Here is a 22,038-nt window from a genome sequence, read left to right as displayed (position 1 = left end):
AGGTACGAGCGCGAACGCGAAGGGTCACGAAACCCGCAGCAAAGCACCGATCCGGGTCGCTACCTCGCCCGCCCGTTCCTGCGGCAGCATGTGCCCGGCTCCGGGAAAACGGACGAACTCCGCGTCCGGCAGCTCGTCCGCGATCACTTTCGCGTGCGGCAGCGGGCAAAGCCGGTCCTTCTCCCCCGCCAGCACCACGGACGGGGTACCGCGCAGGGTCGCCAGCGCGACGCGGCGGTCGTGCGTCGAAATCGCGTCCTGGAACGCGCCGAGGCTCGCCGGATGCGCGCACAACAGCTGATCCGCCACCAGACGGAGGTCCGCCCGGCGCGGGTGGTCGCCGAAAACGAGGAACCGCGCGCCCGAACGCACCATCGCCGGGCTCAGCGGCAGCCGCTCGCCCTTGCGGTGCGACAACGCCTTCGCCAGCCGGCGCTCGAACCGCGCGGAGAACTGGCCGGCCATTCCGGGCAGCCCCAACGTGATCCGGTCCATCTGCCCCGACGACGTCGCCACGAACGCCGCGCCGACCACCCGGTCCCGGACCAGTTCCGGATGCCGTTCGGCCAGCGCCATCATGGTCATGCCGCCCATCGAATGCCCGGCGAGCACCAGCGGACCCGACGGCACGCGCGCGGCGATCAGCTCGGCCAGATCGTCGGCCAGCCGCGGAATCGTCCCGGTTTCCTTGGTCGCGGGCGCGGAACCGCCGTGCCCGCGCAGGTCGTAGCGCAGCGTCCGGACGCCGGGGCCGAGGTGCTCCATGACGCCGTCCCACGTGCGGTGGTCCTGCGTCCAGCCGTGCACCAGCACCAGCGTCACCGCGGCGTCGGCCGGACCGCTCAGCTCGACGTGCAGCGCACAGCCGTCGCTGGTCACGAACCGATGCTCCCGAGCCGGATTGCGCAGCCGCTCGACGGTAGTCATTTGCCCTCCGCCAACAGGAAAGACTTGCGCCAGAAGGGCTTCCCCGGCAACCCGACCAGCCCGGACTCCTGCAGGAACGGCATGATCTTCTCCCCGGCCCACGCGATCGTCGCGCGCCAGTGCGGGTTGTTCAGCGCCGTCTCGACGCCCTCGCGCGGCCGGATCCCGACCGCCTTGTAGACGTTCGGGTTGATGAACGCCCGCGTCACGAAGTACGAGATCAGCGCGATGCTGAACTGCTGGTAGGCGACCTCCGCGCGGCCGAGCTTCGCCATGCCGCGGGTGACTTCCTCGCGGGCGAAGGTGACGTGCCGCGCCTCCTCCAGCACGTGGATCCGGTTGACCATCCGGACCAGCGGCTGGATCTGGTCGTCGTTCATCTGCTCGCGCTGCAGCCGGTCGAGCACCTCCTCGGCGACCAGGATCGCGCCGTAGCGCGCCGGGCCGTAGGAAATGGTCGGCATCAGCTTCGCGAACTGCCGCAGCACCGGCACCGGACCATAGGTCGGGCAGCCGATCCGCGCCGACATCCGCGCGAACATCGTGGAGTGCCGGCATTCGTCGGCGATCTCGGTGAGCGCGAACTGCGCGTGCGCCGTCGTCGGGTCCTGCTCGTAGACCTCCTTGAGCAGCATCTGCATCAGGAGGATCTCGAACCACAGCCCGGTGGTCGCGATGCTGGCCATCTCGTGTTTGCCCAGCTCGATCCGCTGTTCCGGGCTCAGCCGGTCCCACAGCGGAGTGCCGTAGAGCGACGAGCGCTCCGGCAGGATGTACCGCTTGCCCTCGACGAGCGGCGCGTCCCAGTCGATGTCGACATCCGGGTCGTAGAACTTGTTCGCCGCCGACTTCAGCAACCGCTGTGCCGTCGCCTCCCGGTCGGTCACCTTGAGCGTCCGCGTCATCATCAGCCCCTTTCCAGCGCCTGACTCGCCGTTGAATCGAGAAGCCGCGTCCCGCCTGCCGCCACGGGAATGTGCTCCAGAACATGTAACCCGTGGTAACAGTTACCTCTGGTAGCATGACCGCCGTGATCGAACGTGTCAAGCGCTCCAGCAAGCAGTCCGGCAAGCAGGCAGCCGACACCGAGACGGGCTCCGGCGGCACCGGGGACGCCCGCCGCGATCGCTGGCGCAAGCACCGCATCGCCCGCCGCGCGGAGTTCGTCGAAGCGGCTCTGCGCGCGCTCGACGCGCACGGCCCCGACCTCGGCATGGAGGACGTCGCCGCGGAAGCGGGCGTCACGAAACCCGTGCTGTACCGGCATTTCGAGGACAAGGCCGACCTGTACGTCGCGCTCGGCCAGCGCGGCACGGAGATCCTTTTCGAACGCCTGATCCCGGCGATCAACGCGGAACTCGCGCCGGTCCCGCGGATCCGGATGGCGCTCGACGCGTTCTTCGGCGTCATCGAGGAACATCCGAACCTGTACCGGCTGCTGGCCCACGGCGGACTGCCGGGCAAAAACGCCGATTCGGACGTCGTCGCGGAGGACAAGGAGGTCATCGCCACCGCGCTGACCGCCCTGCTCGGCGACTACATGCGGATGTTCAACATGGACTCCGGCGCGGCCGAACCGTGGGCGCACGGGATCGTCGGCATGGTCCAGAGCACCGGGGAATGGTGGCTGGACCGGCGCTCGATGGGCCGCGATTCGGTGGTCGAGTACCTCACCCAGATCATCTGGGCGGCGATCGACGGGCTCACCCGTCAGCAAGGCGTGGTGATCGACCCGAACCTGCCGCTCGAGGAGAACAAGGTCGTCCAGCTCGGACGCACCGAGAACGACACCGCCGCCGGCAACGAGGCCGGCTGACGAGAGGACCCCGGATGAGCGACGAAGACGGCTACACGGGCACCGCGACGCTGGTCGTCGACGGCGAGCAGCTGCCCGCCGAGGTCGATCTGCGCGGCTATTTCCAGCCGATCGACGGGTATTACCACTGGTACGGCCGCGTCGCCGCGAACCCGAAGCTGGCCGAGGCGGTCGGCGGGCGCAAGAAGGCGTGCGAGGTGCGGATCGGCGAGCACACGGCCGAGGGCGAACTGTCCGATCCGGACCCGTGGGGCCGCTACCGGCTCACCGGCACGTCCACGCCCCCGTTCGCGGTCCCGAAGTCCCTCGCCGAAGTCGAGGAAGCCACCGCCTGACCGGTCCCCGAAAAGCCGTGAAGGGCTCCTTGAGGGAATCAGATTCCCTCAAGGAGCCCTTCACGGACTTTGAAGCTGGGTCAGTCGCCGACGCCGAACCCGACCTTGCGGACGTCGGACGGGGCGATCTCGACGTACGCGATGCGGTCGGACGGGACCAGGTACTTGCGGCCCTTCTCGTCGTTGAGGCGGAAGAGCCCGTCACCGGCCGTCAGCGCCTCGGCGACCAGCTTCTCCACCTCTTCGGGAGTCTGGCCACTGGACACCACCAGCTCGCGCGGCGTGTCCTTGATGCCGATCTTGACCTCCACGTGGGACCTCCGCTGGAAACTCGTTGTGACTAAGCCCGGCAAGGCTAACCGAAGCGGGCCGCCGCGGTGGCGCGCGACCAGAAGGTGACTCGCGACCACTCGCTCAGCCCAGCCCCAGCGCCTGCATGCGCTTGGTGTGCCCTTGCTGCAACCGGCGGAACAACGCGCCGATTCCCGCAAGATCGCCCGAGCCGGCGACGATCAGTTCGGCCAGGCCGTCGCGTTCGGCCACCACGTACTGCGCCTGGGTGAGCGCCTCGCCGAGCAGCCGGCGGCCCCACAGCGCGAGCTTGTCGCGGGCCTTCGGATCGGCCTTGATCCCGGCCGCGACTTCGCGTTCGGCGAACGCCGAGTGCCCGGTGTCGGCGAGCACGGTCAGCACCAGGTCCTTGGTCTCGGGGTCGAGCCAGCTGGCGACCTCGCGGTAGAGATCGGCCGCGAGCCCGTCGCCGACATACGCCTTGACCAGCGATTCCAGCCACGATTTGGGCCGGGTGGAGGCGTGCCAGGCGTCCACTTGGGACACGAACGGGGCCATCGCGTCCTCGACCGCGACGCCGTTCGCGGCCAGATGCTTCGAGAGCAGATCGAGGTGCCCGATCTCGGCGGCCGCCATCGAGGCGAGCGCCGCGCGGCCGGCCAGCGTCGGCGCGCTGCGGGCGTCCTCGGCCATCCGGTCGAACGCGGACAGCTCCAGGTAGGCGATCACGCCGAGCAGGTCGACGACGCCTTCGCTGATCGTGGGCGGGGAGACGGCGGGCGCGGACGGCGCTTCGGGCGCGGCTTCGGCGGGGTCGGTCACGGCGACGAGGGTATCGCCGAACCGCAGGCCCGTGCCGCTAAGAGACCGATCCCACGCCGCGCCGCCGCTCCCGGTATTCCCCGGAAAACACCTGACCAGGTACAGTGGGGACGGATAAACAGAGCTTCGCCGCGCCGGACGTCCTTTTCCGAGAGGTCCCAGGAGCGGCGGGAACCAGGCGAACGGCCGGTGCCACCAGGGCGGCCGGGGTTCGCCGCAAGTGTGCGTGCACGCCTCCCAGCGGCATTCCCGGGAGGGCGGCTCCGGCACCACCGGCCTCCACAGCAGAGGCCGCGGTGCGAGTCAGGCCCCCGGTCGAGTGTCGAGTGACAACCCGGCCTGTGCGCGCTGGTCACGAGAGAGGCGATCACCCTGACCGCAGAACAGTCCACAACCGAACAGACCGAACCCGCGCAGGCCACCGCCGCTGTCGCCCTCGAGCACAGCGAGAACGGTCCGGCCGCGCTGGACACGTCGCACCCGCTGCAGGCCGGTGCCCCGGTGACCGAAGAGGCACCGACGTTCGAGTCGTTCGGAGTGAAGCCCGAAATCGTCAAAGCGCTCGCCGAAGCGGGCATCGAGCACACGTTCGCCATCCAGGCGCTGACCCTGCCGCTCGCCATGGCCGGCGACGACCTCATCGGCCAGGCCCGCACCGGCATGGGCAAGACGCTCGGCTTCGGCGTCCCGCTGCTGCACCGCGTGCAGGTGCCCGGCGACGGCACCCCGCAGGTGCTGGTCGTGGTGCCCACGCGCGAGCTGTGCATCCAGGTCGCGAACGACCTGAAGGGCGCCGGGAAGCACCTCGGCATCCGCACGCTGGCCATTTACGGCGGGCGGCCGTACGAGCCGCAGATCGAGGCGCTGCGCAAGGGCGTCGACGTCGTCATCGGCACGCCGGGCCGGCTCCTCGACCTCGCCGAGCAGCAGCACCTGGTGCTCGGCAAGATCCGCGGCCTCGTCCTGGACGAGGCCGACGAGATGCTGGACCTCGGCTTCCTGCCGGACATCGAGCGGATCCTCCGGATGGTGCCGGACGAGCGGCAGACGATGCTGTTCTCCGCCACGATGCCGGGCCCGATCATCACGCTCGCGCGGACGTTCCTGAACCAGCCCACGCACATCCGGGCCGAGGAGAACGACGCGGGCGCGATCCACGAGCGCACGGCGCAGTTCGTCTACCGGGCGCACTCGATGGACAAGACGGAGTTGATCGCGCGGGCGCTGCAGGCCGAGGGCCGCGGGCTCACGATGATCTTCAGCCGCACCAAGCGCACCGCCCAGAAGATCGCCGACGACCTGGTGGAACGCGGTTTCGCGGCCGCCGCGGTGCACGGCGACCTCGGACAGGGCGCGCGCGAGCAGGCGCTGCGCGCGTTCCGCTCGGGCAAGGTCGACGTACTGGTGGCGACCGACGTCGCGGCGCGCGGCATCGACATCGACGACGTCACGCACGTGATCAACTACCAGTGCCCGGAGGACGAGAAGACCTACGTGCACCGCATCGGCCGCACCGGCCGCGCGGGCCGCACCGGCGTCGCGATCACTCTGGTCGACTGGGACGAGGAAGCGCGCTGGAAGCTGATTTCCGACACGCTGAACCTCGACCTGGCGGAGCCGGTGGAGACGTACTCGTCGTCGCCGCACCTGTTCAGCGACCTGGGCATTCCGGAGGGCACGAAGGGCCGCCTGCCGCTGTCGAAGCGCACGCGAGCCGGCCTGTCCGCCGAGAAGGAAGAGGACCTGGGCGGCAAACGCCGAGGCCGTCGCGGCTCTGCTGCTTCCGGGCCGTCGGCTTCGGACGAGGAAGCCCCGCGCAAGCGGAACCGCGCCCCGCGCAAGCGCACCCGCGGCGGTGCCCGCTCGGCCGCCGCAGTCGAAGCCGCGGACGCCGCCGCTGCCTCGTCCGCTTCGGACCAGCAAGAGGACCGCCCCCGCACGCGCCGCCGCACCCGCTCGGGAGCCGACGCGACGGGCCCGGCGACCTCCGCGGGCAACGCCACTCCCGCGACGACGTCCGACTCCGGAGAGACCGGAGACCGCCCGGCACGCCGCCGCCGTCGCCGCCGTCCCTCCGCATCTGATACACCTGCGTCGGCAGACTGAGCGACACACCGGGAGTCAGTTACGTGAACGACCACGGGAACGGCACCGACGAAACGCCCCCCGAACCCGGATCGAACGTAGCGGGCACTCCCGACGAACGCCCCCGGCCGGATATTCCGGCTGGGGCACCGACCTCGGGCGAGCCGGCTTCCGCTGACCGGGACAGGGCTTTGCCGTCTTCGGATGTCGAGCCGACCTCCGGTGGTTCAGTGGCTTTCAGTGGTTCTGCGGCTTCCGGTGGAGCGGATGGGCCTGCTGCGGGTGCTTCCGCGGCAGGCTCGGACTCCGTTGGAAGCACTCCCGCCGCGTCGGCGATCCCGGGTCGGCATACTGCTGAACCGCACAAAACCTCTGCTGACGCCTCCGCGGCTTCCTCTGGCTCTGCCGGAAGTTCAGCTGCAAGTCCGCAGAGCGCTGGGCCCGGCATGCCACCTGCCGACTCTCCTGCTTCCGCCCTGGGCGCTGCCGAAAGCACGTCGGCGATCCCGGGTCACCATGCCGCCGGGACGCACGGACGCTCCGCAGACCCCGCCCCCGGCTCGGCCGGAAAATCGGCCGATACTGGCCCGCAGCCCGCCAGGCCGCGCACGCCAACTGGCGAGTCTTCCGTGCCCACCCCAGGCTCCGCTGGAAGCACGTCGGCAAACCCAGGCGCGCTGACCGCCGAATCCGGCGATGCAGGCAGTTCGTCCGCGCCGACCGCTTCCGATCCGATCGCGCCAACCGGCACGACTTCTGCCGATTCTTCCGGTCTTCCCGCGACAGCCGCCGAAAGGTCCGAGGGACCAGGCGTTCCCGCCACCGGTTCCGTCGCGGCGGGCAGCAGTTCCGCGATCCCACCGGTCACCCCCGAAGAACAAACCGGCCCGATCGCGCGCGTCACCGACGAACCCGCCGGGGTCAGCAGTGCCGTGGCCTACGGGTCCGAAACCCTCCTCCCCCGCACCGCCTCCGCGGCGAATCCCGTTGCGCCGCCAGGAAAAGCCCGTCGCTCGCCGTGGAACCGGGGGCGGGACCGGGTGATCGCGGGGGCGATCGTCGTGGTGGTCGCGGTGGTCGCCGCGATCGTCGCCGCCACCAGCGACAACCTGCACACCAGCCGCGCACTGGCCGACCCGCCGCACGCGCTCCCCGCGCCGCCGACCTCCGTTCCCGGGTCGATGACACAGCTGTGGCAGGCCCCGAGCGCCGCGACGCCGATCCCGATCGGACAGTCCGACACCGTCACCACCGCCGACGGCAGCGAGGTCGCCGGTCGCGATCCGCTCACCGGGCAGATCCGCTGGCACTACACCCGCGAAAACCTGCAACTGTGCACAGTGGACGCCGCGTGGGGCCGGGTGAACGCGGTGTACCACAAGAGCATGGGCTGCAGCGAGGTCACGCAGCTCGACCCGGCCACGGGCCGCATCACCGCCCAGCGCAACGGCGACGCCGAACTCGGCACCCGCCTGGTCAGCGACGGCAGTCACGTCACGACCACCGGCAAACATCTCCTCGACACGTGGCGCGACGATCTCGTGAAGAGCATGGAGTACGGCAAAGTCCCGTTCCTGCAAAACGCGAACAAACAACCGCGCCCCAACTGCACTTACGGAACCGTAGCAGCCGCCGCCGACAAAATCGGCGTGATCGAACGCTGCCCCGGCGACCGCACGGACCGCTTGACCGTCTACAAAGCGACCGCCGAACACGAGGACGAGCCGAAGGTCACCTACACCGCCCTGCTGGCCGGCAAGCGGGCCCGGGTCGTCGCGATGTCGGGCGACCTGACCGGGGTGCTGCTGCCGGATCAGAAGCTGTACGTCGTCTACGGCGCGGACGGTTCGCAAAAAGCGGCCTACCCCATGGATCTCCCCGCCGCGGACACCGCGAACGACCCAGTCGGCGGCACCGAAGCGACGACCCGCACCGCCGCCGGGATGTACTGGTTCACCGGCTCGAAAACCGTTGCGCTGTCCCGAGACGACCTGTCCCCACGCTGGACCCTGGACGGCACGCTCGGCCCCGGAATCACCTTCGCGACCCAGCTGGTAGTCCCCATCCGCGGCGGCCTGGCCGTACTGAACGAAACGAACGGCGCGACGCTGCGCACAGTCGGCATCGACCGAGGTGCCTATGCGGGCCCGGTCCGCCTCACCGCGCTGGGCCCAGTCCTGCTGGAACAACGCGGCCAGAACGTCGCCGCCCTGCGCTGATCCTGGTCAGAACCACCACAACAGACTGAACGCCACCCCCGCGACGACCAGCACGCCAACCCCCGCCGCCACCGCCGCCTTTCCAGCGCGACGGTCGGCAATCCGTTGCAGCGCAAGCATAATCACCGCCGCGACCGGATGCCCGACTAGCTTGAGCACGCCAGGCCCTGGTGCGCCGTTCACGAGACACAACACGCCCACGATCAGCACCCCTACGGCAAGGACGGCCATCCCCGCAGCGACCGAGCCGGTGAACCCATGCCACCACCTTCCCCGGGGCTTGCGCCCCGCGGATGACTCATGACGTTCGGGGGTTGCCTTGGCTGCCGCTTCGTCGCCTGCGGTCGCGTTGTCGCGGGTGGGGGTTTCATGGATAACCGCAGTTGCGCCGTTGGTTTCCGCACCGTTGGGCGATGCCGTGTCATGCATAACCACAGTCTCACGATCAGTTCCCGCGCCGTTGGCCGACGCCGAGCCATGGATAACCGCAGCATCGGATGCCGAGACAGACCGAGCCTCTCCCGCATTGCTCACGGTACGACCGTTTGCCCCTGAGTCATGGATAACTGCGGCCGTGCGCCTCGTTGCCGCGCGGTCATTCGCGGCTTCCCGAAGCGAGGCATCACGACCAATAGCCGCGCGATCCTCCACATCACCGGTCGCGCCTGCCAAGTCAGCGACACCCGACGTGCCGTCGACAGCCGCGTAATCCTCCGCCGCACCGTTCGACTCGCCGCTGTTCACTGCAGCACTGCCGTTTCTGCCCGCGTCACCATCGCGGGCCCCACCCACAGAACGTCCATCCCCGACCCGGCTACTCCTCACCGCGGCAATGTCCTTCCCCACGGCACCGCGGACACTCCGCTCCTGAGCCACCGTCCCGCGCGCGCCGCGTTCCTCGGCCGCTGCGTCATGATCTTCAACCACAGCACCACGAACCGATCCATCACCCACAGCACTCCGGCCCGCCGCAGACCCCCGCGCACTGGCAACCCCGCCACGGGCCGTTTCCTCAATGTCCGGTGACGCCACGATCCTCGGGTCCAATCCACATCTCGGGAAACCCCTACGGCGCAAGCAAATCCCACGGTTGCGCGGCAGGGGCGGTCTGCTGTCCCGCCACGCAGCTCGGGCGGAAGTCGCACCATGCGCAGCGGCGGTCGGGGCGGGCGGGGAACAACACGTCTCCGTCGCCGCCTGCGTCCAGGGTATCTGCTGCCACCCGCAAATCCCCGGCGGTCTCCTCGGCGCGTTCCAGGTGCCGCTTCAAGGTTTCCGGCGTGTGGTCCGCGGCGGCGATCGTGCCGGACGGCAAATGGTGCAACTCGACCTTCGTGCACGGCATGCGCAAAGTGCGCGACGCGGCGACGGCGTACATCGCCAACGCCTGCGAAGCCCGGGCCTCGTGTTCGTCGGGAGCTCGGCGGCCGGTTTTGTAGTCCACGATCACCAGTTCGCCGCCGCGCTGGTCGATCCGGTCGGCGCGGCCTTCGATGATCATCGTCGGGCGGCCGCCGGTGGTGCTGACCGGGGCGGAAACCCAGCGTTCCAATCCCACCGGATCGTCGCTGACGTCGTTGTCCTCCACGTACTCCGCGACCCAGCCCTTCGCGCGCGCACGGTAGCGCGCGGCCTGGTCGTCGTCCGCGAAACCGGCGTCCTTCCAGTGCTCGGCCACCAGCGCGATCGCCCGCTGCGGCGTCCGTTTCGCCACCGGCAGGTCGAAAAGCGCACGCAACGCGTTGTGCACCACCGCGCCCAGCGTGCTGTGCGCCCACGGCCCGGTGCGCTGCGGCGTCGGCCGATCCAGATACGCCAGCCGGTACCGGCGCGGACAATCGTCAAAGGTGCTCAGCCGCGCCGGCGACACCTTGGTGAGCCGCTGCGGTTGCTCGACGCCGAAGTCGAACCCCAGCTGTTCTTTCACGCCGCCCCCTTCCATCGCCGCCCACGCTACGCACCCCCACCGACACTTTCCGGCGCGGGCCGCCGGGCTAGCCGCCCGCGATGAAGCCCTGCACCGAATTCGCGACCAGCTCGACGGCGATCGCGGCGAGCAGCAGACCGGCGATCTTCGCCAGCAGCGTGATGCCGCTTTCCTTGATCAGCCGGATGACCACGCCGGAGAAGCGCATGCACGTGTACAGCACGAAATGCACGGTCACGATCGCGAGCGCCAGCGCGATGTAGGCGCCGAGATGCCCGTCGGCCTGCCGGACGAACACGATGGTCGCCGCGATCGCACCGGGACCGGCCAGCAGGGGCGTGCCGAGCGGGACGAGAGCGACGTTGACGTCCTCGGCCGCCTCGGGCTCATTGCTGCCCGCGTTGCTGGTGAGCAGTTGCAGCGCGATCAGCAACAGCAGCAGACCGCCCGCGCCTTGCAACGCCGGGATGCCGATGCCCAGATACGCCAGGATCGCCTGCCCGGCCACCGCGAACAGCGAGATGACCAGCAGCGACACCAGCACCGCCTGCCGGGCCGCTTTCACGCGCGTGGCCATCGGCTTGCGGCCGACCAGGCTCAGGAACACCGGCACCGTGCCCGGCGGGTCCATGATCACGACGAGGGTGATCGTCGCGCTCATGAAGAGCTTCGCGTCGAAGAAATCCGAGACGGCCATCTCAGCCCTTCACCACTTGGAAGCCGGTCGCCCGCCCCACCAATTCCTCCAGCTGGTCCGGTTCGGTCGTCTCCTGACCGAGCCCGATCGTCTTGTTCGTGCCGTGGTAGTCGCTCGACCCGGTGCGGACCAGGCCCAGCTCGTCGGCCAGCTCGCGGGTGCGCGCCCGGGTGGCCGGATCGTGGTTGGGATGGTCGACCTCGACGCCGGTCAGCCCGCGGGCGGCCAGGTCGCGCAGGGTGTCCTCGCTGATCGTCGCGCCGCGGCTGAACGCGAACGGATGCGCCATCACGGTGACCCCGCCGGCCGCGGTGACCATGTCGATCGCTTCCTCGACCGGCGTGTCGCGGCGCGCGACGTAGTAGCCGCGGCGGCTGTGCAGGTAGTCGCTGAACGCTTCGTCGACGGAGCTGACCAGCCCGGCGCGGACGAGCGCCTGCGCGAGGTGCGGCCGTCCGGCGGGCGAGTCCTCCGGGAGCAGGCCCAGGATCTCGTCCGCGTCGACCGGGAGGCCGTCGGCGGCCATCCGCTCGGCCATCCGCCGCAACCGGGTGCGCCGTTCGACGCGCAGCCGCGTCTGTTCCGCGACGATCGCGGGCGCGGCCGGGTCGAAGAGGTACGCGAGCAGGTGCACGCTGATCTCGTAACCGGTGTCCGGGTCGACCGAGACCGTCGACAGTTCCGCGCCCGGCACCAGCGTCAGCCCGGCGGGCAGGGCCGCGGCGGCCGGTTCCCAGCCCGCGGTGGTGTCGTGGTCGGTGATCGCGACGACGTCGAGACCGGCACGCGCGGCAGCGCCGACGAGCTCAGCAGGGCTGTCGGTACCGTCGGAGGCCGTGGAGTGGGCGTGCAGGTCGATGCGCATCGGACCCATTCTCGACGATGCGCTGCGTCACCTCGGCGCCGGGACCAGTGCCGACGCGCTCCGGCGTCAGCCGACCGGCTTCTTGCCCCGCGCCGCGCGCTGCGCCTTGATCATCGAGAACCGTTCGGCCTGCTTCTGCTTGTCGCCGAACACGAGCTCGGAGATCGTGTCGTAGAACTCCTCGGGCCGCGGCAGGTAGTCGATCCGGTTCAGCGCCTGGATCTGCCCGGCCGATTCGACGACCATCGTGCCGTAGCCCAGCATCCGGCCCCAGGCCGAACGCTGGTAGGTGAGGTCGGTGACCTTGCTGATCGGCATCATCAGCACCTTGGTGGTGAAGACGCCGGTGGTCATCACGAACCGTTTGTCGGTGACGACCAGCCGTTCGACCCACCATTCGATGATCACGTAGGCGAACCGCAGCACCACCGCCAGCGCGACGTACCAGAGGATGTTCTGCACCACCCACATCGAGGGCGGCAGCAGATACGACACCAGCACGCACACGATCAGCAGCGCGGCTGCCTCGAACGTGTCCCAGAGGAGCACCGCCCAATGGCGGCGGATCCGGATGACCCGCCGCTCCGTGTCGAGGAGGTACTCGTCAGGGTCGCGTGGCGCGAACATGGTCCGAGGGTATCCCCTGTCGTCAGTGGAAGACGTTGCTGACGAACGTGATCACCGATTCGGCCGAGCTGCGCAGGAACTCCACAATATTGCTGACAAGTCCCGCGGCATGTCCCGGCTGGGCGATCACGAAGAACAGCACCAACGCGATACCCACGAGTCCCGCAAGCTTCTTCGCGTTCACAGCGATCAATCCCGTCTCTTCCATGACACCCGGAAAACTGACTTTCTACGTTGTACCGCACTGACCACCCACGCGGGAGGAAAGTCCCGCGCATGGGTCAGCCAGCCGCTCGAAGTGTACCGTACGGCTACTCTCCGTGTACAGGTTCCCGAACGCTAGGGGGCGCGGCCGGGGTCGGCTACCGTCGCGGCATGGACGGCCTCGTGCGCTGCGTCGGCGGCATTGTGTTCGACGACCAGGGCAGACTCCTGCTCATCCGGCGCGCGAACGATCCCGGCAAAGGCCAGTGGTCGCTGCCCGGCGGCCGGGTGGAACCGGGCGAAACGGACCACGAGGCCGTGGTCCGGGAGCTTCGCGAGGAGACCGGGCTGGACGTGAGACCGCACACACTGGCCGGTTCGGTCGTGCGCGGCCGGTACGAAATCCACGACTACGAATGCACCTGGACCGGCGGAATCCTCACCGCGGGCGACGACGCCTCCGACGCACGGTGGGTCAACTCGGCCGAACTGGTCAATTTAGACGAAGCGGGCCACCTGGTGGACCAGCTCCTGGTGACTCTGCGTGACTGGAATGAGTTGCCCGCCGCGTAACCCGGAGCGGTTATTTCCGCATTGCCGCATACCGTGTCCGGGATTCGGAACGGATTGCGGAGTTGTCGGAAAGTTTCCCCGTCGTTCAGCTATCCGCGATGAGCACGGAAAATGCGCGGAACGCGTATTCGATATCGCGGAACGCGCATCGGTCCGGCCGTCTCGGCGCGGGCGGGCCGATGTGACTGATGGGGTGAATGTGACACAGGTTACTCAGGGCGCCGACGAGCGCAGGGCGCGGCCGAGCCGGGGATCACCGGCCCGGCCACGCCCGGGACAGCTCAGGGCAGCCAGGTCATCCGCTGCCCGTGCGGCGCCGTCCGGGCCAGCGCGCGGGCCTCGGGTTTCCCGTCTATCCAGCTCGTCAGGCCCAGCACCGCCATCGCGGGCTCGTCCGGAGCCGAGCCGTCCGAGGACAGGTCGTCCCGGCCGGGCAGCACGATCTCCAGCGCGCCCCGGTAGAACTCCTGGCTCACCCACCACACCGGCCGGGCCGAGGACAGCCGCGCCAGCTCGGCCACGAAATCCGCCCGCCGGTCCCCGAGATACGCCAGCGCGTGGCTCGTCAGCACCACCAACGGCAGTTCCGACGGCAACTGCGACGCCGCCGAGGCCAGGTCGTCCACCGCGTCCCCGGTGATCAGCTCCGGCACGTGCTTCCGCTGTTCCGCGGCAGCGGTGCGCAGCAGCCGGATCCGGTCGACCTGGTCGGCCCAGACGCACGCCTCCAGCCACGCCAGCTCGTCCTCGTCCGAGAGGTCCACCGGCGCCCGGTCCAGTCCCGCTCGGGCCGCCACCGCGACCTTCTTCGGCAGCTTCGGCAACCGAGCGCCCGACGCGACGTCGATCGAGCAGTGCAGCCCGACCGCCGCCTTCGCCGGACCGGCCGTGAGCTGCTCCCCGCCGTCGCACTGGTAGCGGTAGCCGAACCGGTCGAGCCCCAGCAGCAATCCCGCGCTGCAGCCGACCTCGAGCAGCGCGATCTTGCCGCCCGCTTCCTTCGCCGCCGCCGCGACCGCCGGGTACAGCAGCGCGGCGCGGCGCACCTCGTTCGTCTGCGTGTAGCGGGTCGAGATGAGCTCGCGGGCCTGGTCCGCGCGCTCCAGCAGGAACGAGCGGAACAACGGCCAGGTCTCGCTGTCGACGCCGTCGAACCCGCCGACCGACGGGTAGTACCGCGACAGCGGGTGGATCGGATCCGCCTGCACCAGCCGGTGCGCGGCGGCGAACAGCAACGTCCCGCGCGCTTCGCCGCCGCGAGCGTCGGCCAGCAGCGCGGCGACGTCGTCGTCCTCGGCCGCGTGCGTCGCGAGGTGGTCATACAGCGGCGAAACCCCGCGCGCCTCCACCTCGGCGAACCTGCGCAACGTCTGCTTGATCTTCTCCAGGGCGATGGCCACCCGTGCTCCTCTTCGCGGCGGATCGATCACTCGTGCGGCGTCGGGCGGCCGGGCTGCTCCCCGCCGCGGGTGTCTCCGTAGGACCGCTTCGGCACCATCACTTTGCGCCGGAACACGCACACGATGGTGCCGTCCTGTTTGTAGCCTCGCGTCTCGACGTACACGACTCCCCGGTCGTCCTTGGACTTCGACGGGGTCTTGTCGAGCACCTCGGTCTCGCCGTAGATCGTATCGCCGTGGAAGGTCGGCTTCACGTGCTTGAGCGATTCGACCTCGAGGTTCGCGATGGCCTTCCCGGACACGTCGGGCACCGACATGCCGAGCAGCAGCGAGTAGATGTAGTTGCCGACCACGACGTTCTTGCCGAAATCCGTCGTCTCGCCCGCGTAGTGCGCGTCGAGGTGCAGCGGATGGTGGTTCATCGTGAGCAGGCAGAACAGATGGTCGTCGTATTCGGTGACGGTCTTGCCGGGCCAGTGCTTGTAGACCGCGCCGACCTCGAACTCCTCGTAATACCGGCCGAATTGCACGCTTGCGCCTCCTGTCCGGGTAACACCTGCCGAACCAGGTGCGACACGTATTCGTGGTGAGGAGTACCCTCAACCATCGGTGATCGCGCGTCAACGCGACCCCTGCCACTTCGCACGCCCTCGCGTGCGCCGGCCGAAAGGAGGTGAGGGACCGCTCATGAGCAGTGGTGATAGTCCGCTCCCTAGTAGTACGTGCGTTCCCGCCTCGCCGGCCGGCCTTTTCCGCTCCTGGTAGGCCCGCGTCCGGGAACTCACGGTGCCGCCGGACGGACGCCGCAGTCCGCCTGGCCGTCGTCTTCGTGCTTCACGACGCCCGCCCAGGAGAACCCATGCCTGCCATTCCCTCGCTAGGCGGCCTTCGCGGCCGCGGCAACAACCGGGCCAAGGCCAATCTCGACCGGCCGATCCCGGTGCCGCTGTCCGCTTATGTCGTCGACTGCGCGGTGTATGTCGACGGCAAGCGGCTTCCCGGACGCTGGACGCACGCCGAGGCGATCCGCGAGGTGCGCAAGCGGCACGCGGGTTTCGTCTGGATCGGCTTGCACGAGCCCGATTCCGACCAGATCCAGGGCATCGCGGACACCTTCGGCCTGCACGAACTGGCGGTCGAGGACGCGCTGGAAGCGCACCAGCGGCCGAAGCTGGAGCGCTACGACGACACGCTGTTCCTGGTGCTGAAGACAGTCCGGTACGTCGAGCACCAGTCGCCGACCACGGCGAACGAGATCGTGGAAACCGGCGAGCTGATGGTGTTCCTCGGCCGCGATTTCGTGATCACCGTCCGGCACGGCAACCACTCCGGACTCGCCCGGCTGCGCCGCGACCTCGACGAGGACCCGGAGCGGCTCGCCCTCGGCGCGGCGGCGGTCGTGCACGCGATCGCCGACCACGTGGTCGACCACTACCTGGAGGTCACCAGCCGGATCGAGGCGGACATCGACGAGATCGAGGCGCAGGTCTTCGCGCCGCGGTCGTCGGTGAGCGCCGAGCAGATCTACCTGATGAAGCGGGAAGTGCTCGAACTGCGGCGCGCGGTGGTCCCGCTCGCCACGCCGGTGTCGCGGCTCGCCGAGGGCTACACGCGGCTGGTGCCGGACGAGGTCCGCTCGTATTTCCGCGACGTCGCCGACCACCTCGCCACCGTCTCCGAACGCGTGGCGGCGTTCGACGAACTGCTCAGCACCCTGGTCGACGCGACGGTCGCGAAGATCTCGCTGCAGCAGAACACCGACATGCGCAAGATCACCGCGTGGGCGGCGATCATCACGGTGCCCACGATGATCGCGGGCATCTACGGCATGAACTTCGACTACATGCCCGAACTGCACTGGCAGTTCGGCTATCCGATCGTGGTCACGGTCATTCTCGCGATCTGTCTGCTGCTGTACCGAATATTCCGGAAGAACGGCTGGCTGTAGCCGCCCTCGCGGTCCCCCTTTTCTTCCCCCGGTCGCAGGAGGTTTGTCTCGTCATGTCCCGGTTGCTGTCCAACCTCAAGTTCTGGGCCCTGGCCCTCTGCCTCGTCTGGATCGTCGGCATCGTCGCGATGATCGCGCTCAACCCCGGGTTCGCGCACGGCATGAAGTGACGCCGCGTGCGCCGTAACCTGGGCGCATGCCGAAAGCGCTGGTGGTGGCCGACGAGGCCGACGAGCGGCTGTGGACCCCGGCGGTCCGCTCGCTGCGGGTCGACCTCGTCGTCGCCGCCGGCGATCTGCCGTTCGCGTATCTCGAGCACCTCGCCGGCATGCTCGACGTGCCGTGCGTGTTCGTCCCGGGCAACCACGACCCGGACCTGAGCGGCTTCACCCGTTACGGCGGACTGTCCATGAAGGACGGTTTCCCGACCGAATGGCCCGGCCCGGCCGGCGGGATCAACGCCGACGGCCGGATCGTCGACGTCGCCGGGCTGCGGATCGCCGGGCTCGGCGGTTCGATCCGCTACCGCGACGGCCCGAATCAGTGGACGCAGCGGCAGCAGGCGCGCCGCGCCCGGCGGCTGGAGCGGCGGTTCCGGTGGCGGAAATGGCGCGACGGCAACGGAATCGACATCCTGCTGACGCATTCGCCGCCGCGGCATCTCGGCGACCGCGAAGACCCGCCGCACCAAGGTTTCACCTGTCTGCACCGCACCATCGACACCCTGCGGCCGCGTTGGCTGCTGCACGGACACATCCACCCGCACGGCGAACCGGTGCCCGACCGCGTGGCCGGCCCCACCCGGATCCGCAACGTGGTGGGCTATCAGGTGATGGAGTTCCCGCGATGACCCGACCGACCGGTTTCCCGCGCGCCGACGCCGAAAACGACTTCCTGCGAGCCCGCCGCCGCCAGGTGCTCTCGCGGCTTTCCACGTGGCTGCGCCGGGAACCCGATGACGTCAACATCATGCTGCCGTTCCACGAGGTGGTGCAGGCGCTCGGTTACGTCAGCGAGGCGCGGATCGGGACGCGAGTGATCACTTTGGACTCGATCGTCGGCACCGTGGACCGGAGCCGCGATTTCGACCGCCGCTTCCGCCCGACCTCCGCTCGCGTCCGGCAACGCTGGGAACGCCTCGCGCTGGCCGCCCGCCGCGGTGAAGCGATCCCGCCGATCGAGGTGTACCGGATCGGCGAATTGCACTTCATCATCGACGGCCACCACCGAGTTTCGGTCGCGCTGGCGCAGGGACTGTCCACAATAGAAGCTTCGGTGACGGTCGTGCGCACCAAGCTGAACCCGAGCGGCATCCGGTATCGCGGCGACCTGATCGTGAAGGACTACCGGCGGCTGTTCCTGGAACGAGTCCCGCTGTCCGGGCACGCTCGTGCGTCGGTGCTGGTGACGGATCCGTGGAACTACGCCCAGCTCGGCGAGCACGTCGAAGCGTGGGGTTTCCGGCTCATGCAGGACGAGGGCCGCTTCACCGACCGCGCGACTATTGCGCAGCGCTGGTTCGACGAGGAATTCACGCCGGTGGTGGCGATGCTCCGGCAAGCGGATCTGATCGGCGACCGCACCGAGGCCGAGGCGTACCTGTGGGTCGCGTGCGAGCGGTACCGGCTGATCCGGACGCATCGCTGGGACGAGGAGGTCATCGAAGCGCTGCGTTCCCAGCAGTGACTTGTCAGGCCGGTCCTGACGTGTCAGGCTAGTCCTGACACTGGGAGGTCATGATGACTTCGTACTGCTCGTTCTGCCTCAAACCGGCCGACGAGGTGGCCAAACTGATCGCCGGCTCGGGGGTCTACATCTGCGACGGCTGCGTCGGACTGTGCGAACAGATCCTGGCCGGGGAACACGAGCCGGGGACGCCCGAGGTGACGCTGTGGGAGCGGAAATCGGACGAGGAAATCCTGGAGAGCATCCCGCGGATGGCGAAGGTCAGCGCGCAGACGGACGCGCGGATCCAGGAGCAGGTGGACCTGCTGCGAGCGCGCGGCGTGGCGTGGGCGCGGATCGGCGAAGCGCTCGGCGTGACGCGGCAATCGGCCTGGGAGCGGTTTTCCGCCGAGCGGAAATAAGAAGGACCCCCTCCCGTTTGGTGGCGGGAGAGGGCCGATCGAGCACAGTGGTCTGGTGGTCGCTCAGTCGCTCGGGATGATGGCCCAGAGGATCAGGTACGCGACGAACTGCGGCCCCGGCAGCAGGCAGGACAGGAGCGCGAGCACCCGGACCTTGCCCGGCGTGGTCCCGAAACGACGGGCGAGCCCGGCGCAGACTCCGCCGATCATGCGCCCCTCCCGCGGCCGGCTCAGCCGGTGAGTGACAGGTGCGGTCATCGTGTTCCCCTCCCGTTTGGGTTCGTGCCTCCATGTCACCACGTCCGGCGGCCGGGCACATCGCTCCTCGGGATGGTCCGGACCCCTAAGGGGTTGGGGTCCGGCATTGGGGAGGAATCGGGGTCGGGGCGGGAACTCGCAGGTCAGAGTCCGGCCGCTAGCCATTCCTCGCTGACGCAGCCCTCCTCGTAAGCCCACGAACCGTCTGCCCGGCCCGCGTCGAGCGCGCGCTTGGCCTCGGCGAGGTTCGCGACTGGCGGGACCGTGAACCCCACCATGCCGAACTGGCCGAGCTGTTCGCCCTCGAAGCCGAACGGGGCGAAATGGTCGATCACCCGGCCAAGGTCGCCGCCGAACGGGCCCTGCGCCCAGACGATCATCCGGATGGTGCAGTTCCCGGACGATTCCACCCGTTCGACCGGCCGGAGCACTCCCTCCTCGTCCCGCTCTACGCGGAAGACGTCGCCTTCGGCCGCGTTCCGGACGAACCACGGAACGTTGGCCAGCCGTACGTGGTCCGGCCGGTCGAGCGGGACCGCCCACAGCCCTTCGCGGCTCACCGGCGGCCAATCGTCGTCCTCGGCAGGGAGGTCGAATACGACCTTGACGTGGGTCGGCCGATCGAGGTCGCTGGGTTGTTCGCGCACCGCCATAGCTTGCCAGCGCCTTCGTGCGGCGTAACGCGGTCCGGCTTTCGGACGCCCCGCTTCCCGTTCGAACCTCTTCGACCAGCGGTGATGACTCAGCGAAGTGTGGGATTTCCCGACGAGGGCTGGATTTTTCGCCACCCACGGTGATACTGCACCCCGTGCGTAACCCACTCGGAGTCCTCGCCGTCGGCTTTTCGGTGCTTCTCGCCGCGACAGCCGGTTGTTCCGCGGAGTCTGCCCCGACTGAGCAGGCGCAGTCCACGCCGGTGCCCTTGACCGCGATCTCGGCGCTCGGGGACTTCGCCACGCTCGACTACTGCAGCCTTCTCGACCCGAAGCGGCTCAAGAACTCCACCGCCGACACGCCTGATTCCTCGTTCACCGCCTGCCAAGCGGACTTCGTGCAGGCCGGACACCCCCGGACGGTCACGATCGGGCCGCTCGCGGCTGAGCGCGATCCCAACGTGCAGGCTTACGCGTACCCGGGCAAGGTGCCGGACGGGGTTTCCGTTCAGCAGGCCGGTTTCGTGCCCGAGCGGACGTGCGGGCGGGCCATCACGTTCGCCGACGGGGTCCGGCTGGCCGTTTCCATCACCGACGGGGACGACCGCGGCAGTGCGGAGGATCGGTGCGCCGCGGCGGACGACGTGGTCGGCGGCGTGCTCGACGCGGTGACCGGCAATCGGGTGCGGCATCCGCAACTGCCCGACCGGTCGTGGGGGCGGGTGGATTCCTGCGCGATTCTCAGCGGATCGGGCGCGCAGGGCGGCGACGCGACGGCCGGACTCGCCGGGCATTCGTGCATTCTCGACAAGGTCAGCCTGGAGTTCGCGGTGGTGCGGCAGGCACCGGCCGGACCGGCGGAAACGCTCGGCAACCGGACCGCTCGGGTCGCCGCCGACGGGGCGTTCTGCCGGGTCCGGACGGTGCAGCCCTCCCCCGCCACGCCGGGGCGAGCGGAGCAGGCGACGGTGAGCGTGGTCGACACCAGCGGTGCGGGCGGCGAGGCGGCTTGCCCGGCCGCCCGCACCGCTGCGGCGACGGTCTTCTCACGGATCCCCTGAACGTCCGTGAAGGGCTCCTTGAGGGAATCTGATTCCCTCAAGGAGCCCTTCACGGACCATCAGCTCAGTCGGAGTAGGTGACGTTCCGCCCGTCGGACGGGTCGAAGAGCTTCACCTTGTCCGCGTCGAACCAGAGCTGCACGTCCTGGTTCTCCGCGGCCGCCGATTCGGCCGACAGCCGGGCCACGATCAGCGATTCCGCGCCGGGGACGTCGGCCGAACCGCTGTCCGCGGCCAGTTCCGCCAGTTCGGCCGAGGTGGCCGCCTCGCCGTCCACGGTGAAGTGCGCGAACTTCTCCGAACCCATCGACTCCAGCACGTCGACGTGCGCGGTGAACGTCGCGCCCTCGCGGCCCGATTCGACCAGGGCGGCGTCCTCGAAGTGCTCCGGGCGGATGCCCATGATCACCTCGCGCGGGGCGTTCGCCGCTTCGGCCAGCCTGCGGATCCGGTCGGTCAGCGGGGTCGTGCCGAGCGAACTGCGCAGCTGCCCGTCTTCGAGCGTGGCCGGGACGAAGTTCATCGACGGCGAGCCGATGAACCCGGCCACGAACAGGTTCGCCGGGTTGTCGTAGAGGAACTGCGGCGAACCGATCTGCTGCACGTACCCGGCCCGCAGCACCACGACCCGGTCGCCGAGGGTCATCGCCTCGGTCTGGTCGTGCGTGACGTACAGCGTGGTCGTGCCGAGCTGCTTCTGGATCTTCGACACCGACGTCCGCATCTGGCCGCGCAGTTTGGCGTCCAGGTTGGACAGCGGCTCGTCCATCAGGAACGCCTTGGGGTTGCGGACGATCGCGCGACCCATCGCCACCCGCTGCCGCTGCCCGCCGGACAGGTTGGCCGGTTTGCGGTCGAGATGCTGGGTCAGGTCGAGGATCTGCGCCGCTTCCTCCACTTTGGACCGGACGATCTTGTCGTCCACTTTGGCCAGCCGCAGCGGGAACGCCATGTTCTCGCGCACGCTCATGTGCGGGTACAGCGCGTACGACTGGAACACCATCGCGATGTCCCGGTCCTTCGGCGCCTTCTCGTTGACCCGCTTGCCGTCGATGCGCAGTTCGCCCGAGGAGATGTCCTCCAGCCCGGCGACCATGTTGAGCGTGGTCGACTTCCCGCAGCCGGAAGGGCCGACCAGGATGATGAACTCCCCGTCGGCGATCGTGATGTCCACTTCGGACACCGCGAGCGCGCCGTCGGGATAGCGCTTGGAAACCTTGTCGAGAACGATTTCAGCCATGGG

General features: G+C 69.2%; 25 protein-coding genes. 10 read left to right on the top strand and 15 right to left on the bottom strand.

What is annotated here, in order from left to right:
- Window positions 1-24: 24 nt before the first annotated feature.
- The gene (locus CU254_RS03970; RefSeq protein WP_009072980.1) at window positions 25-927 is read right to left on the bottom strand and encodes an alpha/beta fold hydrolase; all 903 of its coding nucleotides are present in this window, start codon (window positions 925-927) and stop codon (window positions 25-27) included.
- Complete coding sequence (locus CU254_RS03965; RefSeq protein ID WP_009072979.1) at window positions 924-1,832, bottom strand: diiron oxygenase; 909 nt, start codon at window positions 1,830-1,832, stop codon at window positions 924-926. The genes CU254_RS03970 and CU254_RS03965 overlap by 4 nt, the downstream gene beginning before the upstream one ends.
- 116 nt (window positions 1,833-1,948) lie before the next feature.
- On the opposite strand from CU254_RS03965, the gene CU254_RS03960 reads away from it, so the two are divergent.
- Both CU254_RS03960 and CU254_RS03955 read left to right on the top strand, forming a co-directional pair.
- A complete protein-coding gene (locus CU254_RS03960; RefSeq protein WP_037712453.1) occupies window positions 1,949-2,743 on the top strand; it encodes a TetR/AcrR family transcriptional regulator in 795 nt (264 codons plus the stop codon).
- A gap of 14 nt (window positions 2,744-2,757) precedes the next feature.
- Window positions 2,758-3,078 carry a DUF4873 domain-containing protein gene (locus CU254_RS03955; RefSeq protein ID WP_009072976.1) on the top strand — a complete coding sequence of 107 codons (321 nt, stop codon included), beginning with the start codon at window positions 2,758-2,760 and terminating at the stop codon, window positions 3,076-3,078.
- 80 nt (window positions 3,079-3,158) lie between these two features.
- Here the strand turns inward: CU254_RS03955 and CU254_RS03950 are convergent, their stop codons facing one another.
- The gene (locus CU254_RS03950) at window positions 3,159-3,389 is read right to left on the bottom strand and encodes a DUF3107 domain-containing protein (RefSeq protein WP_009072973.1); all 231 of its coding nucleotides are present in this window, start codon (window positions 3,387-3,389) and stop codon (window positions 3,159-3,161) included.
- A 103-nt stretch (window positions 3,390-3,492) separates the two neighbouring features.
- Window positions 3,493-4,191 carry a ferritin-like fold-containing protein gene (locus CU254_RS03945; protein WP_009072971.1) on the bottom strand — a complete coding sequence of 233 codons (699 nt, stop codon included), beginning with the start codon at window positions 4,189-4,191 and terminating at the stop codon, window positions 3,493-3,495.
- 501 nt (window positions 4,192-4,692) lie between these two features.
- On the opposite strand from CU254_RS03945, the gene CU254_RS03940 reads away from it, so the two are divergent.
- Together CU254_RS03940 and CU254_RS03935 are read left to right on the top strand one after the other, a co-directional pair.
- Window positions 4,693-6,297 (top strand): DEAD/DEAH box helicase, encoded by a 1,605-nt coding sequence (locus tag CU254_RS03940; RefSeq protein WP_037712450.1) that lies wholly within the window; start codon window positions 4,693-4,695, stop codon window positions 6,295-6,297.
- Between the two features lie 869 nt (window positions 6,298-7,166).
- Window positions 7,167-8,495: a hypothetical protein gene (locus tag CU254_RS03935; RefSeq protein ID WP_199841150.1), complete on the top strand. Its 1,329-nt coding sequence runs from the start codon at window positions 7,167-7,169 to the stop codon at window positions 8,493-8,495.
- 6 nt (window positions 8,496-8,501) lie between these two features.
- On the opposite strand, the gene CU254_RS43905 is transcribed toward CU254_RS03935, so the two are convergent.
- From CU254_RS43905 to CU254_RS03905, 6 genes are all read right to left on the bottom strand, one after another.
- Entirely contained in the window at window positions 8,502-9,239 is a 738-nt protein-coding gene (locus CU254_RS43905; protein WP_199785790.1) for a hypothetical protein, read from the bottom strand.
- A 322-nt stretch (window positions 9,240-9,561) separates the two neighbouring features.
- On the bottom strand, window positions 9,562-10,437 hold the full coding sequence (locus tag CU254_RS03925; protein ID WP_037712447.1) for a PD-(D/E)XK nuclease family protein: 876 nt from the start codon (window positions 10,435-10,437) through the stop codon (window positions 9,562-9,564).
- A gap of 52 nt (window positions 10,438-10,489) precedes the next feature.
- Entirely contained in the window at window positions 10,490-11,119 is a 630-nt protein-coding gene (locus tag CU254_RS03920) for a MarC family protein (RefSeq protein WP_009072963.1), read from the bottom strand.
- A 1-nt stretch (window position 11,120) separates the two neighbouring features.
- Window positions 11,121-11,984, bottom strand: a complete 864-nt coding sequence (locus CU254_RS03915; protein WP_199785789.1) for a PHP domain-containing protein — start codon at window positions 11,982-11,984, stop codon at window positions 11,121-11,123.
- A gap of 66 nt (window positions 11,985-12,050) precedes the next feature.
- Window positions 12,051-12,611, bottom strand: coding sequence for a PH domain-containing protein (locus CU254_RS03910; RefSeq protein WP_009072960.1), 561 nt, complete (start codon window positions 12,609-12,611; stop codon window positions 12,051-12,053).
- A 22-nt stretch (window positions 12,612-12,633) separates the two neighbouring features.
- Complete coding sequence (locus tag CU254_RS03905; RefSeq protein ID WP_086024945.1) at window positions 12,634-12,804, bottom strand: hypothetical protein; 171 nt, start codon at window positions 12,802-12,804, stop codon at window positions 12,634-12,636.
- 182 nt (window positions 12,805-12,986) lie between these two features.
- Between CU254_RS03905 and CU254_RS03900 the strand changes: the two genes are divergently transcribed.
- Window positions 12,987-13,388: an NUDIX hydrolase gene (locus CU254_RS03900; protein WP_009072956.1), complete on the top strand. Its 402-nt coding sequence runs from the start codon at window positions 12,987-12,989 to the stop codon at window positions 13,386-13,388.
- A gap of 281 nt (window positions 13,389-13,669) precedes the next feature.
- Here CU254_RS03900 and CU254_RS03895 read toward each other — a convergent pair whose 3' ends face one another.
- Both CU254_RS03895 and CU254_RS03890 read right to left on the bottom strand, forming a co-directional pair.
- On the bottom strand, window positions 13,670-14,782 hold the full coding sequence (locus CU254_RS03895) for a DUF2332 domain-containing protein (protein ID WP_086024944.1): 1,113 nt from the start codon (window positions 14,780-14,782) through the stop codon (window positions 13,670-13,672).
- A 32-nt stretch (window positions 14,783-14,814) separates the two neighbouring features.
- Window positions 14,815-15,318 (bottom strand): MaoC family dehydratase, encoded by a 504-nt coding sequence (locus CU254_RS03890; protein WP_009072952.1) that lies wholly within the window; start codon window positions 15,316-15,318, stop codon window positions 14,815-14,817.
- A gap of 329 nt (window positions 15,319-15,647) precedes the next feature.
- Between CU254_RS03890 and corA the strand changes: the two genes are divergently transcribed.
- The 4 genes from corA (at window position 15,648) to CU254_RS44780 (ending at window position 18,823) form a co-directional block, all read left to right on the top strand.
- Complete coding sequence (gene corA, locus CU254_RS03885; RefSeq protein WP_009072950.1) at window positions 15,648-16,736, top strand: magnesium/cobalt transporter CorA; 1,089 nt, start codon at window positions 15,648-15,650, stop codon at window positions 16,734-16,736.
- A 196-nt stretch (window positions 16,737-16,932) separates the two neighbouring features.
- Window positions 16,933-17,586 carry a metallophosphoesterase gene (locus CU254_RS03880; RefSeq protein ID WP_009072949.1) on the top strand — a complete coding sequence of 218 codons (654 nt, stop codon included), beginning with the start codon at window positions 16,933-16,935 and terminating at the stop codon, window positions 17,584-17,586.
- Window positions 17,583-18,422 (top strand): chromosome partitioning protein ParB, encoded by an 840-nt coding sequence (locus CU254_RS03875; protein WP_009072947.1) that lies wholly within the window; start codon window positions 17,583-17,585, stop codon window positions 18,420-18,422. The genes CU254_RS03880 and CU254_RS03875 overlap by 4 nt, the downstream gene beginning before the upstream one ends.
- 53 nt (window positions 18,423-18,475) lie before the next feature.
- Window positions 18,476-18,823 carry a ClpX C4-type zinc finger protein gene (locus CU254_RS44780; RefSeq protein ID WP_100266699.1) on the top strand — a complete coding sequence of 116 codons (348 nt, stop codon included), beginning with the start codon at window positions 18,476-18,478 and terminating at the stop codon, window positions 18,821-18,823.
- A 63-nt stretch (window positions 18,824-18,886) separates the two neighbouring features.
- On the opposite strand, the gene CU254_RS03865 is transcribed toward CU254_RS44780, so the two are convergent.
- Together CU254_RS03865 and CU254_RS03860 are read right to left on the bottom strand one after the other, a co-directional pair.
- Window positions 18,887-19,081, bottom strand: a complete 195-nt coding sequence (locus tag CU254_RS03865; RefSeq protein WP_009072943.1) for a PspC domain-containing protein — start codon at window positions 19,079-19,081, stop codon at window positions 18,887-18,889.
- A gap of 143 nt (window positions 19,082-19,224) precedes the next feature.
- Window positions 19,225-19,728, bottom strand: coding sequence for a DUF4265 domain-containing protein (locus CU254_RS03860; protein ID WP_158687985.1), 504 nt, complete (start codon window positions 19,726-19,728; stop codon window positions 19,225-19,227).
- A 161-nt stretch (window positions 19,729-19,889) separates the two neighbouring features.
- Between CU254_RS03860 and CU254_RS03855 the strand changes: the two genes are divergently transcribed.
- The gene (locus CU254_RS03855; protein WP_199785788.1) at window positions 19,890-20,795 is read left to right on the top strand and encodes a hypothetical protein; all 906 of its coding nucleotides are present in this window, start codon (window positions 19,890-19,892) and stop codon (window positions 20,793-20,795) included.
- Between the two features lie 64 nt (window positions 20,796-20,859).
- Here the strand turns inward: CU254_RS03855 and CU254_RS03850 are convergent, their stop codons facing one another.
- Window positions 20,860-22,035, bottom strand: a complete 1,176-nt coding sequence (locus tag CU254_RS03850) for an ABC transporter ATP-binding protein (protein WP_009072937.1) — start codon at window positions 22,033-22,035, stop codon at window positions 20,860-20,862.
- Window positions 22,036-22,038: the final 3 nt, after the last annotated feature.

Origin of the sequence: Amycolatopsis sp. AA4 (assembly GCF_002796545.1) — a bacterium.
Classification (GTDB): domain Bacteria; phylum Actinomycetota; class Actinomycetes; order Mycobacteriales; family Pseudonocardiaceae; genus Amycolatopsis.
This window is presented reverse-complemented; position numbering and strand designations above follow the sequence as displayed.

Excerpts from the sequence above, each read along its gene's own strand:
- CU254_RS03970 (WP_009072980.1), bottom strand. The coding sequence starts at position 927 with ATGACTACCGTCGAGCGGCTGCGCAATCCGGCTCGGGAGCATCGGTTC.
- CU254_RS03965 (WP_009072979.1), bottom strand. The coding sequence starts at position 1,832 with ATGACGCGGACGCTCAAGGTGACCGACCGGGAGGCGACGGCACAGCGG.
- CU254_RS03960 (WP_037712453.1), top strand. The coding sequence starts at position 1,949 with ATGACCGCCGTGATCGAACGTGTCAAGCGCTCCAGCAAGCAGTCCGGC.
- CU254_RS03955 (WP_009072976.1), top strand. The coding sequence starts at position 2,758 with ATGAGCGACGAAGACGGCTACACGGGCACCGCGACGCTGGTCGTCGAC.
- CU254_RS03925 (WP_037712447.1), bottom strand. The coding sequence starts at position 10,437 with ATGGAAGGGGGCGGCGTGAAAGAACAGCTGGGGTTCGACTTCGGCGTC.
- CU254_RS03920 (WP_009072963.1), bottom strand. The coding sequence starts at position 11,119 with ATGGCCGTCTCGGATTTCTTCGACGCGAAGCTCTTCATGAGCGCGACG.
- CU254_RS03915 (WP_199785789.1), bottom strand. The coding sequence starts at position 11,984 with ATGCGCATCGACCTGCACGCCCACTCCACGGCCTCCGACGGTACCGAC.
- CU254_RS03910 (WP_009072960.1), bottom strand. The coding sequence starts at position 12,611 with ATGTTCGCGCCACGCGACCCTGACGAGTACCTCCTCGACACGGAGCGG.
- CU254_RS03900 (WP_009072956.1), top strand. The coding sequence starts at position 12,987 with ATGGACGGCCTCGTGCGCTGCGTCGGCGGCATTGTGTTCGACGACCAG.
- corA (WP_009072950.1), top strand. The coding sequence starts at position 15,648 with ATGCCTGCCATTCCCTCGCTAGGCGGCCTTCGCGGCCGCGGCAACAAC.
- CU254_RS03880 (WP_009072949.1), top strand. The coding sequence starts at position 16,933 with ATGCCGAAAGCGCTGGTGGTGGCCGACGAGGCCGACGAGCGGCTGTGG.
- CU254_RS03875 (WP_009072947.1), top strand. The coding sequence starts at position 17,583 with ATGACCCGACCGACCGGTTTCCCGCGCGCCGACGCCGAAAACGACTTC.
- CU254_RS44780 (WP_100266699.1), top strand. The coding sequence starts at position 18,476 with ATGACTTCGTACTGCTCGTTCTGCCTCAAACCGGCCGACGAGGTGGCC.
- CU254_RS03865 (WP_009072943.1), bottom strand. The coding sequence starts at position 19,081 with ATGACCGCACCTGTCACTCACCGGCTGAGCCGGCCGCGGGAGGGGCGC.
- CU254_RS03850 (WP_009072937.1), bottom strand. The coding sequence starts at position 22,035 with ATGGCTGAAATCGTTCTCGACAAGGTTTCCAAGCGCTATCCCGACGGC.